The following is a 16,882-nucleotide window of genomic DNA, read 5'->3' on the forward strand; positions in this document are numbered from 1 at the left end:
CCGCACCGAGGCCCAGGACGGCACCGCGGGCATGACCCGGCTGGAGACGGAGCTCGCCGAGCTGGCGGGCTCGGTGCCCGACCCCGAGCTGCCGGTGCTCACCCTCGCCGAGCTCGGCGTCATGCGCGGGGTGCGGATGCAGGAGGACGGGCACGTCGAGGTCACCCTCACCCCCACCTACACCGGCTGCCCCGCCATCGAGGCCATGTCCGCCGACATCGAGCGGGTCCTGACCGACCACGGGATACCCGAGGTGCGGGTGCGCACCGTGCTCGCGCCCGCCTGGTCGACCGACGACATCAGCGCCGAAGGCCGCCGCAAGCTGGCCGAGTTCGGCATCGCCCCGCCGCGGCCGCACTCCGCCGACGGGCCCGTCCCGCTCACCCTGTCGGTCCGCTGCCCCCACTGCGGGTCCACCGACACCGAGCTGCTCAGCCGGTTCTCCTCCACCGCATGCAAGGCACTGCGCCGCTGCACCGCATGCCGTGAACCGTTCGACCACTTCAAGGAGCTGTAATGGCTGTGTCCACGCCGGCCACGCCCTCAGCCGCATCGGCGACATCGCGCCCCGCACGGCACGGCGCCTTCCACCCGCTCACGGTGGCGGCGGTCGAGCCGCTCACCGACGACGCGGTGGCGCTGACCCTGGCGGTACCGCCGGAACTGCGCGCCGAGTACCGGCACGCACCCGGCCAGCACCTCACCCTGCGCCGCCGTACCCCGGGCGGATCCGAGGTCCGGCGCACCTACTCGATCTGCTCCCCCGCCCCGGCGGCCGAAGGACCGGGGCCCGCTCTGCTGCGGGTCGGGGTGCGGCTGGTGGAGGGCGGGGAGTTCTCCACCTTCGCCCACAAGGAGATCGCCGCCGGGGACGTACTGGACGTGATGGTCCCGGCCGGGCGCTTCGTCCTGGACCCGGCGGCCGCCCCGGCCGGCGCCCACTACGCGGCCGTCGTCGGCGGCAGCGGCATCACCCCCGTGCTGTCGATCGCCGCCACGCTGCTCGCGGCCCGGCCCGACGCCCGGTTCTGCCTGGTGCGCAGCGACCGTACGGCCGCCTCGACGATGTTCCTGGAGGAGGTCGCCGACCTGAAGGACCGCTATCCCGAGCGGTTCCAGCTGGTCACGGTCCTGTCCCGGGAGGAGCAGGAAGCCGGGCTGCCGTCCGGGCGGCTCGACGAGGAGCGGCTGGCCGCCCTGCTGCCCGCGCTGCTGCCGGTGCGCGAGCTGACGGGCTGGTTCCTGTGCGGGCCGTACGGGCTGGTCCTCGGCGCGGAGCGGGCGCTGGGCGCGCTGGGCGTGGCGCGGACGCGCATCCATGAGGAGATCTTCCACGTCGAGGACACCGCCGCCCCGGCCCCCGCCCCCACCTCGGCCGCCGCCGAGCACGGGCGGGTCACGGCCAGGCTCGACGGGCGCTCCGGCACCTGGGCGGTCCGGGAGGGGGAATCCCTGCTGGACGCGGTGCTGCGCAACCGCGCGGACGCCCCGTACGCCTGCAAGGGCGGGGTCTGCGGTACCTGCCGGGCGTTCCTGGTGACGGGCGAGGTCCGGATGGACCGCAACTTCGCGCTGGAATCGGAGGAGACCGAGGCGGGCTTCGTGCTGGCGTGCCAGTCGCACCCGGTGACGGAGGACGTGGAGATCGACTTCGACCGCTGACCACACTGCCTGTCCTTTTTCGAGGCCCTGTCCTTTTTCAAGAACGTGTTCTATCTTGACGCTCCGTCAGACCTGAACGGGATCCGGTGCGCGCGGAAGGACAGGCAGTGGACTTCACCTTCACCGAGGAACAGCAGGCAGCCGTCGAGGCGGCGAAGGCGGTGTTCGCGAATGTCGCCCCGGACGGCGTGCCCAGCCCCGCGCTCACGCCGGGAGCCGTGGCCGAGGAGTTCGACCGCGGGCTGTGGGCCAAGCTCGCCGGCTCCGACCTGCTGAGCCTGGTCCTCGCCGAGGAGTACGGCGGAGCCGGACTCGACGCCATCGCCCTGTGCCTGGTGCTGCGGGAGGCGGCGCGGGTACTGGCCCGGGTGCCGCTGCTGGAGCACTGCGCCACCGCCATGGCGGTCCAGGCCCACGGCAGTCCCGAACTGAAGTCCGCGCTCCTGCGCGACGCCGGGCGCGGCAGCCTCGTCCTGACCGTCGCCGCGCACGGCCGCACCGGGCACGACCCGGCCGAGCTCTCCGTCACCGCCCGCCGCGACGGCGGGGAATGGATCCTGGACGGAGTGCAGACCGCCGTCGCCTGGGCGCAGAACGCCGACTGGATCGCCGTACCCGCCCACTGCGGGGAGGGTGAGCCCGTCCTCGCCCTGGTCCCCCGCGGCGCGACCGGTCTGCGCCTCGCCGACCAGTACTCCACCAGCGGGGAACGGCTCGCCGAGCTGACCCTGGACGGTGTACGGGTGGCCCCCGCGCACCTCATCGAAGTCCCCGGCGCCTGGGACCGGCTCCGCCAGCTCCTCGCCACCGGGACCTGCGCGCTCGCGCTGGGCCTCGGCGAGGGCGTGCTCACGATGACCAGCCAGTACACGAGCAAGCGCGAGCAGTTCGGCTTCCCGGTGGCCACCTTCCAGGCCGTCGCCGTCCAGGCCGCCGACCGCTACATCGACCTGCGCGCCATGGAGGTCACCCTCTGGCAGGCCGCCTGGCGGCTCGACGCAGGCACGGGCGGGGCAGGCGGGCCGCTGCCGAGCGCCGGCGATGTCGCGGTGGCCAAGATCTGGGCCTCGGAGGGCGTACGCCGCGTCGTCCAGACCGCGCAGCACCTGCACGGCGGCTTCGGCGCCGACACCGACTACCCGCTGCACCGCTACCACGCGTGGGCCAAGCAGCTGGAGCTCCAGCTCGGCCCGGCCGCCGTGCACGAGGAGGCGCTGGGCGACCTGCTGGCCGCCCACCCCCTCGGCTGAGCTACAGGACGAAGGCCGGGTTCCCGCTGTCCGTCACCATCGGGCGCCCGGCACCGTCCCAGGCCAGCATCCCGCCGTCGATGTTGACGGCGTCGATGCCCTGGTTCAGCAGGTACTGGGTCACCTGCGCGGAGCGCCCGCCCACGCGGCACATCACGTGGACGCGGCCGTCGTCCTCGTTGGCCTCCGTCAGCTCGCCGAAGCGGGCCACGAAGTCGCTCATCGGGATGTGCAGCGCACCTTCCACGTGCCCGGCCGCCCATTCGTCGTCCTCGCGGACGTCCAGGACAAAGCCTTCGGAGGGCACCGCGGCGGCGGCCACCGAGGGAAGCGGTCCGAAGTTCATACGTCGCCTTCTCTCATCGCAGATACGAGGCCCAACCTATCCGAGGGCCGTCACGGGGTGACCATGGCCGCCAGTTCGGCCTCGCGCTCGGCGACCTGCGCCAACAGCTGCTCCGCGATCTCCTCCAGCAGCCGGTCCGGATCCTCCGGCGCCATCCGCAGCATCGACCCGATCGCGCTGTCCTCGAGTTCCCGGGCGACCACCGACAGCAGCTCCTTGCGCCGGGACAGCCACTCCAGCCGCGCGTACAGCTCCTCGCTCTCGCTCGGCCCGCCCTCCTCGGGCGCCGGACCGGCCGCCCACTCCTCGGCCAGCTCGCGCAGCAGCCGCTCCTCGCCGCGCCCGTAGGCGGCGTTGACCCGCGCGATGAACGCATCGCGCCGCGCCCGCTCCGCCTCGTCCTGGGCCAGGTCCGGGTGCGCCCGGCGGACCAGCTCGCGGTAGAGGCGGCGGACCTCCTCCGTCGGGCGCACGCGCTCAGGCGGCTTCACGCTCCGGTCGGTGAGCATCGCGCCCGCATCGTCGGAGATGCCGTCCGAGCCCATCCAGTCGTGGAACAGCTCCTCCACACCGGGCATCGGCATCACCAGGGACCGGGCCTCGCGCGCCCGGCGCAGGTCCTCCGCGTCACCGGTACGGGCCGCCTTCGCCTCGGCGATCAGCGCGTCCAGCTCGTCGAGCCGCGAGTACATCGGGCCGAGCTTCTGGTGGTGGAGGCGGGAGAAGTTCTCCACCTCCACGCGGAAGGTCTCCACCGCGATCTCGAACTCGATCAGTGCCTGCTCGGCGGCCCGCACGGCACGTTCCAGGCGCGCCTCGGGTCGCTCGTCGCCGGAGGGGCCGGGCTCTTCGGGGACTGTCTGCTCGCTCACCCGGCCAGCCTAAGGCCGGATCGCGCGGGTGTTTCACGTGAAACATCGGCTGGTTTCACGTGAAACACCCCGAGCCGGGTCCGGTCAGACCCCGGCCCCGCGGCCGTCATACCCCGGCCCCGCGGCCGTCAGACCCCGGCCTCCGCCGCGATCCGCCCGGATCGCACCGCGGCCACCAGATCCGCGTGGTCGGCCTCGCTCCGGTCGGCGTAGGCCACGGCGAAGGCGGCCATCGCCTCGTCGAGCTCGTCATTCTTCCCGCAGTACCCGGCCAGCACCCGCGGATCGGCGCTGTGCGCGTGCGCCCTGGCCAGCAGGGCGCCGGTCATCCGGCCGTAGTCGTCGATCTGGTCGACGGCCAGCGCCGCCGGGTCCACGCTGCCCTTGCGGTTGCGGAACTGCCGCACCTGGAACGGCCGGCCCTCCACGGTGGTCCAGCCCAGCAGGATGTCGGACACCACCTGCATCCGCTTCTGCCCGGCCACGACCCGGCGGCCCTCGTGCTCCTCCGGCGGCGAGTCGAAGCCCAGCGCGGGCAGGTACGGCAGCAGGACCGAGGGCCGGGCCTCCTTCACCTGGAGCACCAGTGCTTCGCCCCGGTGGTCGAGCAGCAGCACCACGTAGGAGCGGGTCCCGACGCTGCCGGTCCCCACCACCCGGAAGGCCACGTCGTGTATCGCGTACCGGGCCAGCAGCGGCAGCCGGTCCTCCTGGAGGGTCCGCAGGTACGGGCCCAGCGAGGCGGCCACGGCGGCCGCCTCCGCGTCCCCGACCCGGCGCAGCACCGGCAGCGCATCGACGAAGCGTCGTTGAGCGGCTCCGCCGCGCGGGCGGCTCCCGTCGGGCACGGCCTCGGTGGACTTGGCGGCGAACCGGGCGGAGGTGTTGTTGCGGGCCTTCTCCGAGACCCGCTCCAGCGTGCCCAGCAGATCCCGGGCATCGGTGTGCGAGACGAGTTCCTCGTCGGCGATGGCGTTCCAGGCGTCCAGCGCCGGCAGCTTGGCCAGCAGCCGCATGGTCCGGCGGTAGGCGCCCACGGAGTCCAGGGCTGCGGCCCGGCAGGTGTCCTCGTCCGCACCGGCCACCCGCCCGGCCAGCACCAGCGAGGTCGCCAGGCGCTTGAGGTCCCACTCCCAGGGGCCGAACACGGTCTCGTCGAAGTCGTTGAGGTCGATGACCAGCCGGCCGCGCGCGTCCCCGTACAGACCGAAGTTGGCCGCGTGGGCGTCACCGCAGATCTGCGCCCCGACCCCGGTCACCGGTCCGCCGGACAGGTCGTGTGCCATCAGCCCGGCCGAGCCGCGCAGGAAGGCGAAGGGGTTGGCGGCCATCCGCCCCACCCGTATCGGCGCGAGCTCGGCGACCCGCCCCACGTTGGACTCCTCCACCGCCCGCACCGCGTCCGGACGTCCGGCAGGGGCCTCGAAGCGGGCGTGCGCCGCCCTCGGCACGCGCGTACGCAGCGCCTTGCCGATCTCCTTGGGCGAAACGGAGCCGCCCCCGGCGCCGAAGCCGGCCCCCGGCGCGACCCGCGGTACGAATCCCTCGACCACCGGGATCCGCTCCGTCACATCCGGTGCCACCACGCGCTGTTCCGATATCGCCGTCATCCGTGCCGCCCCCACCCGTACCCACCGACATCACGTCGGCCCGACCGTATCTACAGCCCGGCGTCCCTGGCCAGCAGGGCCGCCTGCACGCGGTTCTCGCACTCCAGCTTCGCCAGGATCCGGCTCACGTACGTCTTCACCGTCGCCTCGCTCATGTGCAGCCGGCGGCCCGCGTCCGCGTTGGACAGACCCTCCCCCAGCAGAGCCAGCACCCCCCGCTCCCGCTCGCTGAGCGCCGCCACCCGCCGCCGGGCCTCCTCACCGCGCCCCGCGGCCTGCCCGGAAGCCAGCTGGTCCACCACGTGCCGGGTCGCGGCCGGCGAGAGGTACGCGTCTCCGGCCGCGGCGGCCCGTACCGCGCCGATCAGTTCACCCGGCGCCGAGTCCTTCAGCAGGAACCCCGCACTGCCCTGGCCCAGGGCCCGCAGCACGTTCTCCTTCTCCCCGAAGGTGGTCAGGACCAGCGCCCGCACGCCGGGCAGCACCCGACCCAGCTCGCCGAGCGCCGTCAGCCCGTCCATCACCGGCATCTGGATGTCCAGCAGCACCACGTCCGGCGCGTGCGACCGCGCCAGCTCCACCGCCTCCCGGCCGTTGCCGGCCTCCGCGACGACCTCGATGTCCGCCGCCGAGGTCAGGATCATCCTGATCCCGGCCCGGATCAGGGGCTCGTCGTCGGCGATCACCACTCGGATCACCCTGGCTGTCACCCGCGTCACCCTGGCTGTCACCCGCTCCTACTGCTTGACCTCGTAAGCCTGCTTGTCGACGAGCTTGCCGTCCCTGAAGCAGAACCGGAAAACCTGGTCCGTGGACAGTTCCGGGCCCTCCTTGGACAGGAGCGTCAGACACGTCGACCCTGCCGGCAGCGCCGGCCCCTTCCGGTCCAGCCCCTCGGTCAGGATGCCGTCCCCTTCCGGCAGCCGCCCCCGCACCGCCTGCTCCGGCTCGCCGATCCGTGCGGCGTCGTAGTCGGCCCGGCTGATCACCTCATCGCTCATCGTGCCCATCAGGAACGCCGCCCCGGCCCCGATCACGATCACCAGCAGCACCACCGCCGCGACCGCGATCCCACAGCCCAGCGCGACCCCGCCGGCCCTGCTGCGCCCCCGCACCAGCTCCCGGTCCACCGCCGCCCAGTCCATCGGCGCAGCGGCCGCCGGCCCCTGCACCTGCAACCGCTGCCCGAAGTCGTCGGCCACCTCCTCCACCCCGGCCGGCTCCGCCCCGTAGGGCAGCACCCCGGCCACCCGGAACCCGCCGCCCTCGGCCGCGCCCGCGTGCACCATCCCGCCGACCAGCCGCGCCCGCTCGCGCAGCCCCGTCAGCCCCTGCCCGCCCGAGACCACCTCGCCCGCACCCGGACCGGCCACGGGCCCGTTGGCGATCTCCACCACCAGCGAGTCGTCCTCGTACCGCAGTTCCACGGTGATCGGCGCCCCCGGAGCGTGCTTGTACGCGTTCGTCAGCGCCTCCTGCACGATCCGGTACGCCGCGTGGTCGCAGGCGGCGACCAGCGACCGCGGCTGCCCCGACCGCGTCAGCCGTACGTCGGTCCCCGCCCTCCGCGCCGCCTCCACGATCCCGGCGATGCCCGCGACTCCCCGGGCGGCGGGCTGTGCCTCCTCCACCGAGGCCGGCGCCTCCACCCCGTCCCGCAGGATCCCGACGACCTCGCGCAGCTCGTGCATGGCCGCGACCGAAGCCTGCCGCAGCACCCCGACCGCCTCGCGCTGGCGGTCCGTCAGCTGCGGATCGACCTCCAGGGCGCCGGTGTGCACCGAGATCAGGGCGAGTTGGTGGCCCAGGCTGTCGTGCATGTCCTGCGCGATCCGCTGCCGCTCGCGCAGCCGGGCCTGCCCGGCGACCATCGCGCGCTCGCGCAGCAACTGTCCGTTGCGCTCCTGGAGCGCCCGCAGCAGGGTCCGGCGCTGCGACCAGTACCGGCTGGCCAGACCCGGCATCACGGTCGTCGCCAGGAACATCAGGGTGCCGAACACGATCAGCAGCACCGGCCTGGCCTGCGACCACTCCTTGACCAGGCTCAGGCCGACCTCGGCGACGAAAGCCACCGTGAAGGCGCCCAGCGCCCGGCCCACCCCGACGATCCGCCGCCCCGCCGACCAGCCCAGCAGGGCCGTCACGAGGAACGCCCCGGGCAGGAACGCCGCCAGCCCCGAGCCCACCACCAGCGTCGCCACGGGCAGCCGCCGCCGCAGCAGTGTGAGAGCCACCACGGTCACGGCGCTGGCCAGCATCCGCCCGCCGGAACCCTTGTCGAGTTCCTCGACGCCCAGCCCGAGCACCGCCAACACGCCCGCCAGCGCCAGATCCCCCGCCAGCATCCGACGCGTCCAGGGCTCCGGCCCCTTCAGCCAGTCCCAGCCCGCACGCACCCTCGGCTTCACATCCACCCGGCCGACCCTAAGCAGCATCCCGTGCCCCCGTCCGTCCTCTTTCGTCGCGCCCCCCACGACGAAAGTCGTACGGCTCACACCCCGACACCGGGACAGCGGGCCCCAGTTCCGGGCACGACGAAAGAACCCCCGCTCCGGATTTCTCCGAAGCGGGGGTTCTCCCACATGTGGGCGAGGGGGGATTTGAACCCCCACGTCCCGAAGGACACTGGCACCTGAAGCCAGCGCGTCTGCCGTTCCGCCACTCGCCCGAGCAGCTCCCCAGCGGTACTTCCCTTGCGGGCCGTTCCCCTGGCGACGAACGAAAGATTAGCACGTAGGACGGGGTGGATTCACATCCCTTTCCCCCCACCCCCACCGCCGCTCGACGACGGCCCCTCCCGCACTCCGCTCCACGTGCGGGACACTGTCCTCAGGGCGCCCCTACGATCCCTTGTGAGGACCAACACTCCTCGGCACGTGAGGGATGGGGAACCACCCGAATCCGCCACGCGTGGATACGATCAGTAAGCAGTACCAGGGCGACAACGACGGAGGAGGTGCCCCATGGGAGTCCTGAAGCGGTTCGAGCAGCGACTCGAAGGTCTGGTGAACGGCACCTTCGCCAAGGTCTTCAAGTCCGAGGTCCAGCCGGTGGAGATCGCCGGCGCCCTCCAGCGGGAGTGCGACAACAACGCCACCATCTGGAACCGCGAGCGGACCGTCGTGCCCAACGACTTCATCGTGGAGCTCAGCGCCGGCGACTACGACCGCCTGAGCCCCTACTCCGGGCAGCTCGGCGACGAGCTCGCGGGCCTCGTCCGCGACTACGCCAAGCAGCAGCGCTACAGCTTCATGGGCCCCATCAAGGTCCACCTGGAGAAGGCCGACGACCTCGACACCGGGCTCTACCGCGTCCGCAGTCGCACGCTCGCCTCCAGCACCTCCCAGGCACAGCCGCAGCAGCCGCAGGCTCCCGCGCCCGGCCCCCAGAGTCCGCAAGGCCGGCAGCAGGGCGGCTACGGCTACCCCCCGGTCGCCGCACCGCCCATGCCCGCCGGGCCGCCTCCGGGCGGCCCCGCCGCGCGCAGGCCGGGACCCGGCGGACCGGCCCCCGCAACTTCCGGCGGCGCCGGCACCACGCGCCGCTGGATCGAGATCAACGGCACCCGCCACCAGATCTCGCGCCCCACGCTCGTACTCGGTCGAAGCACCGAAGCGGACGTGCGGATCGACGACCCCGGCGTATCGCGCCGGCACTGTGAGATCCGGACCGGAACACCCCCGACGATCCAGGATCTCGGGTCCACCAACGGCATCGTGGTGGACGGGCAGCACACCACCCGCGCTACGCTCCGCGACGGCTCGCGGATCGTCGTGGGCAGCACCACCATCATTTACCGGCAAGCCGAAGGGTGAAGCGGGGGCAATGTCAGAGCTGACCCTGACGGTCATGCGGTTGGGTTTCCTGGCCGTTCTGTGGCTGTTCGTCATCGTGGCCGTCCAGGTCATCCGCAGCGACCTCTTCGGTACGAGAGTCACGCAGCGCGGCTCCCGCCGCGGTGGGAGCGCCACGAGCGCCCCGCAGCAGGCGGGTGGCCGGCAGAGCGCGCCACCGCAGCAGCGCCAGCGCCGCGGTGCGCCGACCAAACTCGTCGTCTCCGAAGGCACCCTCACGGGTACGACGGTGGCCCTCGCCGGCCAGACGATCACGCTGGGCCGCGCCCACGACTCCACGATCGTGCTGGACGACGACTACGCCTCCAGCCGCCATGCCAGGATCTATCCCGACCGTGACGGCCAGTGGATCGTCGAGGATCTCGGGTCCACCAACGGCACGTATCTCGACCGGACCCGGCTGACCACCCCGACGCCCATTCCGCCGGGCGCCCCGATCCGCATCGGCAAGACCGTCATCGAGCTGCGGAAGTAGTACGAGAATGATCGAGCGGAGCGAGCGAGCCGTGACGGTCCGTCCCACCGGGGACACGGACCCGAGCGCGTTCCCGACCGGAGGGTGGGCAGTGTGGCTCGAGACCGGTTGCACCCGGAGGCATCTTCGACAGGGCAGGTGCGCATGAGTCTGTCCCTGCGGTTCGCCGCCGGATCGCACAAGGGCATGATCCGCGAGGGCAACGAGGACTCCGGCTACGCCGGTCCGCGCCTCCTCGCGATCGCCGACGGCATGGGCGGCCAGGCCGCCGGCGAAGTCGCGAGCTCCGAGGTGATCTCCACCCTCGTGCAGCTCGACGACGACGTCCCGGGATCCGACATCCTCACCTCGCTCGCGACGGCCGTGCAGCGCGCCAATGACCAGCTGCGCGTCATGGTCGAGGAGGACCCCCAGCTCGAGGGCATGGGCACCACGCTGACCGCCCTCCTGTGGACCGGCCAGCGTCTCGGCCTGGTCCACGTGGGCGACTCGCGGGCCTACCTGCTCCGCGACGGCCTCCTCACGCAGATCACCCAGGACCACACCTGGGTGCAGCGCCTCGTCGACGAGGGCCGCATCACCGAAGAGGAAGCCACCACCCACCCGCAGCGCTCCCTGCTGATGAGGGCGCTGGGCAGCGGCGACATCGTCGAGCCCGACCTCTCCATCCGCGAGGTCCGCGCCGGCGACCGCTACCTCATCTGTTCCGACGGGCTCTCCGGCGTCGTCTCCCACCAGACCCTGGAGGAGACGCTCGCCGACTACCACGGTCCCCACGAGACCGTGCAGGCCCTGATCCAGCTCGCGCTGCGCGGCGGCGGCCCCGACAACATCACCTGCATCGTCGCCGACGTCCTCGACACGGACAGCGGGGACACCCTCGCCGCCCAGCTGAACGACACCCCGGTCGTCGTCGGCGCCGTCGCCGAGAACCAGCAGCACCAGCTCTTCGACGGCGGCAACGCCATGCAGACCCCCGCCGGCCGCGCCTCCGGGCTCGGCCGCCAGGTCCCCCCGCCCGCCGGCGCCTTCGGCCCCCCCGGCAGCGGCGAGGCCCCCGGCTACGGGTACGGCGACCAGCGCGGTCAGGGCGGCGCGTACGGGAGCTTCGGCGAAGCCGAGCCGTACGACGAAGACGACTCGCGCTACGACGACACGTACGACCACCCGCGCAGGCGCCGCTCCAAAGGGCGCAAGTGGACCACGCGCACGCTGACCCTGCTGATCCTGGCCGGCGTCGTCGGCGGCGGCCTCTACGCGGGCTGGCGCTGGACACAGGCGCAGTACTACGTCGGCGTCAAGGGCGAGCACGTGGCGCTCTTCCGCGGCATCAGCCAGAAGCTCGGCCCGGTGGAGCTCTCCAAGGCGGAGACCGACCGACCCGACATCGAACTGAAGTACCTGCCGCCCTTCAAGCGCAAGCAGGTCGAGGCCACCATCAGCGAAAGCAGCCTCGACGGCGCCCGCAAGAAGATCGACGAGCTGGCCAACCAGGCCTCCGCGTGCAAGAAGGACGAAGACAAGCGCGCCGCCGAAGCGCAGAACAACCAAACACCCGGCCCCACCCTGTCTCCCGCAGAGCAGGATCTGGTCGGTTTTTGCGAAAAGCAGTAGACATACGCGGGCACAGGGGGCCTGCCACACCATGAGCGTTGTCACCAACACGACCACCATCGGCGCCATCGAGCTGCCGAGCCGGCGGAACACCGAGCTCCTGCTGCTCGGCTTCGCCGTGGTCATCCCGATCTTCGCCTACGCCAACGTGGGCTTGTCGATCCACGACAAGCTGCCCCCGGGCATGTTCACGTACGGGCTCGGCTTCGCCGTCCTCGCGGGCATCGCCCACCTCGTCGTACGCCGCTACGCGAAGTACGCCGACCCGCTGCTGCTGCCGCTCGCCACCCTGCTCAACGGCCTCGGCGTCGTCCTGATCTGGCGGCTCGACCAGTCCGCGCGCCTGCAGAACCTCGCCAAGCGCAGCTTCGGCGGCTTCACCGAGTCCGCCCCGCGCCAGATGATGTACACGGCGCTCGCGATCGCCCTGTTCGCCGCCGTGCTGCTGGTCCTCAAGGACCACCGCACGCTGCAGCGCTTCACGTACATCTCGATGGCCGCCTCGCTGGTGCTGCTGATCCTGCCGGTGATCCCGGGCCTGGGCGCCGACGTCTTCGGTGCCAAGATCTGGATCAGCGTCGGCGGTTTCTCCATCCAGCCCGGTGAGTTCGCGAAGATCGTGATCGCCATCTTCTTCGCCGGCTACCTCATGGTGAAGCGCGACGCCCTGGCCCTGGCCAGCCGCCGGTTCATGGGCCTCTACCTGCCGCGCGGCCGCGACCTCGGCCCGATCCTGATGATCTGGGCGATGAGCCTGCTCGTCCTCGTCTTCGAAAACGACCTCGGCACCTCGCTGCTCTTCTTCGGCATGTTCGTGATCATGCTGTACGTGGCCACCGAGCGCACCAGCTGGATCGTCATCGGCCTGCTCATGAGCGTGGGCGGCGCGGCCGTCGTCGGCGCCACGGCCAGCCACGTCAAGGCCCGCGTGACCGCCTGGCTCGACCCCTTCGCCTGCTACAGCAAGTCCGGCGCCTGCGAGCAGGTCGGTCAGTCGATCATGAGCTTCGGTTCCGGCGGGGTCCTCGGCACCGGCTGGGGACAGGGCAACTCCGACCTCATCGGCTTCGCCGCCAACTCCGACTTCATCTTCTCCACCGTCGGCGAAGAGCTCGGCCTCGCCGGCGTCATGGCCTTCCTCCTGCTCTACGGCCTGATCATCGAGCGCGGTGTGCGCACCGCCCTCGCCGCCCGCGACCCCTTCGGCAAGCTGTTCGCCATCGGGCTCTCCGGCGCCTTCGCCCTCCAGATCTTCGTCGTCGCCGGCGGAGTCATGGGCCTCATCCCCCTCACCGGCATGACCATGCCCTTCCTCGCCTCGGGCGGTTCCTCCGTCCTCGCGAACTGGGCTCTCATCGGGATCCTCATCCGGATCAGCGACACCGCACGCCGCCCTGCCCCGGCCCCCGCCCCGTCCCCCGACTCCGAGATGACCCAGGTGGTCCGCCCGTCATGAACAAGCCCCTGCGCCGCATCTCGCTGTTCTGCGGGCTGCTCGTCCTCGCGCTGCTCGTCCGGACCAACTGGCTCCAGTACGTCAAGGCCGAGGAACTGAGCACGCGCAAGGAAAACCGCCGGGTCCAGATCGCCCAGTACGCCACCGAGCGCGGCAACATCATCGTCAAGGGCAACCCGATCACGGGCTCGGCCACCACCGACGGCAGCGACTACAAGTACAAGCGGACCTACCTCGACGGCCCCCTCTGGGCGCCCGTCACCGGGTACGCCTCGCAGGCCTTCGGTTCCACCCAGCTTGAATCCCTCGAGGACGGCATCCTCACCGGCAACGACGACCGGCTGTTCTTCGACCGCACCATCGGCATGTTCACCGGCGAGAAGAAGCAGGGCGGCAACGTCGTCACCACCCTGAACCCCGACGCCCAGAAGGCCGCCTTCGACAAGCTCGGGGACAAGAAGGGCGCTGTCGCCGCCATCGACCCGCAGACCGGCGCCATCCTGGCCCTGGTCAGCACCCCCTCGTACGACCCGTCGAGCTTCGCCGGCAACTCCAAGAACGACGAGAAGGCCTGGGTCTCCCTGAAGGACAGCGAGGACAAGAACCTCGTCAACCGAGCCCTGCGCGAGACCTATCCGCCGGGTTCCACCTTCAAGGTCGTCACCGCCGCCGCCGCCCTGGAGAACAACGTCGTCAGCGACATCGACGCGCCGACCGACACCCCCGAGCCGTACATCCTGCCCGGTACCAAGACCCCGATGGTCAACCACGCCAGCGGCTGCGAGAAGTCCAGCCTGAACAACGCGCTGCGGGTCTCCTGCAACTCCGTCTTCGCCAACATGGGCGACAAGGTGGGGCGGGACAACATGGTGAAGACCGCCGAGAAGTTCGGCTTCAACAACGACAAGATCGACACCCCCGTCCGCGCCTTCGCCAGCATCTACGACAAGACGATGAGCAAGGACGGCAACGCCCAGAGCGCCATCGGCCAGTTCAACACCGCCGCCACCCCCCTCCAGATGGCCATGGTCACCGCCGCCATCGCCAACGACGGCAAGCTGATGAAGCCGTACATGGTCACCCAGCTCACCGCGCCCAACCTCGACGTCATCGAGAAGCACGAGCCGCAGGAAATGAGCCGGCCCCTCTCCGCCGCCAACGCGCAGAAGGTCCAGCAGATGATGGTCAACGTCGTCGAGAACGGGACCGGCGGCAACGCCAAGATCCGCGACACCGTCGTCGGCGGCAAGACCGGCACCGCCCAGCACGGCGAGGGCAACAAGAAGCGCCCGTACGCCTGGTTCATCTCCTACGCCCAGAACAAGGACGGCACCTCCCCGGTGGCCGTCGCCGTCGTCATCGAGGACAGCGACGCCAGCCGCGAGGACATCTCCGGCGGCGGCCTCGCCGCACCCGTCGCCAAGGCCGTCATGGAAGCCGTACTGGGCAGCAACAAGGGGTAACCGCGCAGGCCACCGATGTGACCGGGATCACTGGCTCCGGCCCGGATCCGAGCGTACGGTACCGGTCCGGTATCAGCCTGTGGTCACGAACCGATCACCGACGATCGGCCGGTAGCCTTTGCGGCGAACAGCACACCGCCGGACCACACACAGGTGCGGTCGGGACTGACGGAGAGGGCTGCAACGTTATGGAAGAGCCGCGTCGCCTCGGCGGCCGGTACGAGCTGAGCCACGTGCTCGGCCGCGGTGGCATGGCCGAGGTCTACCTCGCCCACGACACCCGGCTCGGCCGTACCGTCGCCGTCAAGACCCTGCGCGCCGACCTCGCCCGCGACCCGTCCTTCCAGGCCCGGTTCCGGCGCGAGGCCCAGTCGGCCGCATCGCTCAACCACCCGGCGATCGTCGCCGTGTACGACACCGGCGAGGACTACGTCGACAACATCTCCATCCCGTACATCGTGATGGAGTACGTCGACGGTTCAACGCTGCGCGAGCTCCTGCACTCCGGCCGCAAGCTGCTGCCCGAGCGCACCCTGGAAATGACCATCGGCATCCTCCAGGCCCTCGAGTACTCGCACCGCGCCGGCATCGTCCACCGTGACATCAAGCCCGCCAACGTCATGCTCACCCGCACCGGCCAGGTCAAGGTCATGGACTTCGGCATCGCCCGCGCCATGGGCGACTCCGGCATGACCATGACGCAGACCGCCGCCGTCATCGGCACCGCCCAGTACCTCTCCCCGGAGCAGGCCAAGGGCGAGCAGGTCGACGCGCGGTCCGACCTCTACTCGGCCGGCTGCCTGCTCTACGAACTCCTCAGCGTCCGCCCGCCGTTCGTCGGCGACTCCCCGGTGGCCGTCGCCTACCAGCACGTACGGGAAGAGCCCCAGCCCCCGTCGAACTTCGACCCCGAGATCACGCCCGAGATGGACGCGATCGTGTTGAAGGCGCTGGTCAAGGACCCCGACTACCGCTACCAGTCCGCCGACGAGATGCGCGCCGACATCGAGGCCTGCCTCGACGGCCAGCCCGTCGCCGCGACCGCCGCCATGGGTGCCGCCGGCTACGGCTACCCCGACCAGGGGCACGGCTACGGACACCAGGGCTACGACCAGCCCACCACCGCCCTGCGCGCCGCGGACGCCGGCCAGACCTCCATGCTCCCGCCGATGCCCCCGGGCGACGGCGGATACGGGTACGGGGACCAGGGCCACGGCGGCTACGACCAGGGCGGCCACGGCCGCCGGCAGCAGAAGAGCAAGGCCTCCACGATCCTGCTGGTCGCGGCCGGCATCCTCGTCCTGGTCGGCGCCATCCTCATCGGCCGCTCCCTCTTCAGCGGCGGGGCCGACAACCGGCCCGCGGTGCCCCGGCTCATCGGCCAGACCTTCGAGCTGGCGCAGAAGAGCGGCGAGAACCTCGGCCTCACCGTCGAGAAGGACGGCGAGGAGGCCTGCGAGAACCAGGCCAAGGGCACCGTCTGCTCGCAGAACCCGGCGCCCGACACCAAGGTCGACAAGAAGACCGTCGTCAAGGTGAAGATCTCCACCGGTGCGCCCAAGGTCCCCGTCCTCGACGTCCTGAACATGTCGTACGACAAGGCGGAGCAGGCGCTCAAGGACAAGGGCTTCCAGGTCGAGAAGAAGTCCGAGGAGTCCGAGCGGACCGCCGGCACCGTCCTGAAGCAGGACCCGAAGAGCGGCACCGAGGCCGAGAAGGGTTCGGTCATCACCCTGACCGTCGCCAAGGAGCAGTCCAAGGCGGTCGTCCCGGACCTGACGGGCAAGACGAAGGAACAGGCCGTCAAGGCGCTGACCGACGCCAAGCTCAAGCTCGGCAGCACCACGGAGCAGGAGTCCCCGGGCTCCCCGCCGAAGACGGTCGTCGGGCAGCAGTACGCCCCGGGCGAGCAGATCAACGTGGGCGACACCGTCAACGTGACCATCTCCAAGGCCTCGCAGCAGGTCCAGGTCCCGAACCTGGCCGGCAAGACCGTCGCCCAGGCCAAGGCGGAACTCGCCTCCAAGGGCCTCGCCTTCGGCTCGGTCCTGGCGGGCCCGTCGGACGACGCCGCGATCATCCTGCGGTCCGACCCGCCGGTGGGCACCCAGGTCGCGACGGGCCAGGTGGTCAACGTCCAGACCATCGCCGGCCAGCAGGACGGCGGCAACAACGGCGGCTTCTTCGGAGGCCTCACCGGCGGCACCCGCCGCTAGCCCGCGACACCGCAGGACGCCCTGAGGCGTGAAAAGGCCCGGCCCCTCTCGCAGTGAGAGGGGC

14 protein-coding genes and 1 tRNA gene are annotated in these 16,882 nt (G+C 71.3%); 9 read left to right on the top strand and 6 right to left on the bottom strand.

Annotation, left to right across the window (positions count from 1 at the left end; translation table 11 throughout):
• Positions 1–31: 31 nt before the first annotated feature.
• The 3 genes from paaD to ACFWB8_RS18950 all read left to right on the top strand — a co-directional run bounded on the left by paaD (position 32) and on the right by ACFWB8_RS18950 (position 2,912).
• Complete coding sequence (gene paaD, locus ACFWB8_RS18940; RefSeq protein ID WP_385227850.1) at positions 32–517, top strand: 1,2-phenylacetyl-CoA epoxidase subunit PaaD; 486 nt, start codon at positions 32–34, stop codon at positions 515–517.
• Positions 517–1,662, top strand: a complete 1,146-nt coding sequence (locus ACFWB8_RS18945) for a 2Fe-2S iron-sulfur cluster-binding protein (protein WP_385227803.1) — start codon at positions 517–519, stop codon at positions 1,660–1,662. Before paaD ends, ACFWB8_RS18945 begins: the two co-directional genes overlap by 1 nt.
• 107 nt (positions 1,663–1,769) lie before the next feature.
• On the top strand, positions 1,770–2,912 hold the full coding sequence (locus tag ACFWB8_RS18950; protein ID WP_385227806.1) for an acyl-CoA dehydrogenase family protein: 1,143 nt from the start codon (positions 1,770–1,772) through the stop codon (positions 2,910–2,912).
• A gap of 1 nt (position 2,913) precedes the next feature.
• Here ACFWB8_RS18950 and ACFWB8_RS18955 read toward each other — a convergent pair whose 3' ends face one another.
• The 6 genes from ACFWB8_RS18955 to ACFWB8_RS18980 all read right to left on the bottom strand — a co-directional run bounded on the left by ACFWB8_RS18955 (position 2,914) and on the right by ACFWB8_RS18980 (position 8,408).
• Positions 2,914–3,258 (bottom strand): rhodanese-like domain-containing protein, encoded by a 345-nt coding sequence (locus ACFWB8_RS18955; protein WP_385227809.1) that lies wholly within the window; start codon positions 3,256–3,258, stop codon positions 2,914–2,916.
• A gap of 50 nt (positions 3,259–3,308) precedes the next feature.
• The gene (locus ACFWB8_RS18960; protein WP_385227812.1) at positions 3,309–4,130 is read right to left on the bottom strand and encodes a J domain-containing protein; all 822 of its coding nucleotides are present in this window, start codon (positions 4,128–4,130) and stop codon (positions 3,309–3,311) included.
• Between the two features lie 128 nt (positions 4,131–4,258).
• Positions 4,259–5,740 (bottom strand): DUF2252 domain-containing protein, encoded by a 1,482-nt coding sequence (locus ACFWB8_RS18965; protein ID WP_385227815.1) that lies wholly within the window; start codon positions 5,738–5,740, stop codon positions 4,259–4,261.
• A gap of 50 nt (positions 5,741–5,790) precedes the next feature.
• Positions 5,791–6,438, bottom strand: coding sequence for a response regulator (locus ACFWB8_RS18970; RefSeq protein ID WP_385227853.1), 648 nt, complete (start codon positions 6,436–6,438; stop codon positions 5,791–5,793).
• 39 nt (positions 6,439–6,477) lie between these two features.
• Complete coding sequence (locus ACFWB8_RS18975; RefSeq protein WP_385227818.1) at positions 6,478–8,154, bottom strand: sensor histidine kinase; 1,677 nt, start codon at positions 8,152–8,154, stop codon at positions 6,478–6,480.
• A 171-nt stretch (positions 8,155–8,325) separates the two neighbouring features.
• Positions 8,326–8,408, bottom strand: a tRNA-Leu gene (locus tag ACFWB8_RS18980).
• 295 nt (positions 8,409–8,703) lie between these two features.
• On the opposite strand from ACFWB8_RS18980, the gene ACFWB8_RS18985 reads away from it, so the two are divergent.
• The 6 genes from ACFWB8_RS18985 to pknB all read left to right on the top strand — a co-directional run bounded on the left by ACFWB8_RS18985 (position 8,704) and on the right by pknB (position 16,818).
• Positions 8,704–9,555 (top strand): FhaA domain-containing protein, encoded by an 852-nt coding sequence (locus ACFWB8_RS18985; protein ID WP_385227821.1) that lies wholly within the window; start codon positions 8,704–8,706, stop codon positions 9,553–9,555.
• A gap of 10 nt (positions 9,556–9,565) precedes the next feature.
• On the top strand, positions 9,566–10,069 hold the full coding sequence (locus ACFWB8_RS18990) for an FHA domain-containing protein (RefSeq protein ID WP_385227824.1): 504 nt from the start codon (positions 9,566–9,568) through the stop codon (positions 10,067–10,069).
• Positions 10,070–10,213: 144 nt separating this feature from the next.
• Entirely contained in the window at positions 10,214–11,683 is a 1,470-nt protein-coding gene (locus tag ACFWB8_RS18995; protein ID WP_385227827.1) for a PP2C family protein-serine/threonine phosphatase, read from the top strand.
• A 31-nt stretch (positions 11,684–11,714) separates the two neighbouring features.
• Positions 11,715–13,139, top strand: coding sequence for an FtsW/RodA/SpoVE family cell cycle protein (locus ACFWB8_RS19000; RefSeq protein ID WP_385227830.1), 1,425 nt, complete (start codon positions 11,715–11,717; stop codon positions 13,137–13,139).
• Entirely contained in the window at positions 13,136–14,602 is a 1,467-nt protein-coding gene (locus ACFWB8_RS19005; protein ID WP_385227834.1) for a peptidoglycan D,D-transpeptidase FtsI family protein, read from the top strand. Before ACFWB8_RS19000 ends, ACFWB8_RS19005 begins: the two co-directional genes overlap by 4 nt.
• A gap of 188 nt (positions 14,603–14,790) precedes the next feature.
• Positions 14,791–16,818 carry a Stk1 family PASTA domain-containing Ser/Thr kinase gene (pknB, locus tag ACFWB8_RS19010; protein ID WP_385227837.1) on the top strand — a complete coding sequence of 676 codons (2,028 nt, stop codon included), beginning with the start codon at positions 14,791–14,793 and terminating at the stop codon, positions 16,816–16,818.
• The last annotated feature ends 64 nt before the right edge of the window (positions 16,819–16,882 follow it).

The organism is Streptomyces sp. NPDC060031 (genome assembly GCF_042736805.1).
Lineage (GTDB): Bacteria > Actinomycetota > Actinomycetes > Streptomycetales > Streptomycetaceae > Streptomyces.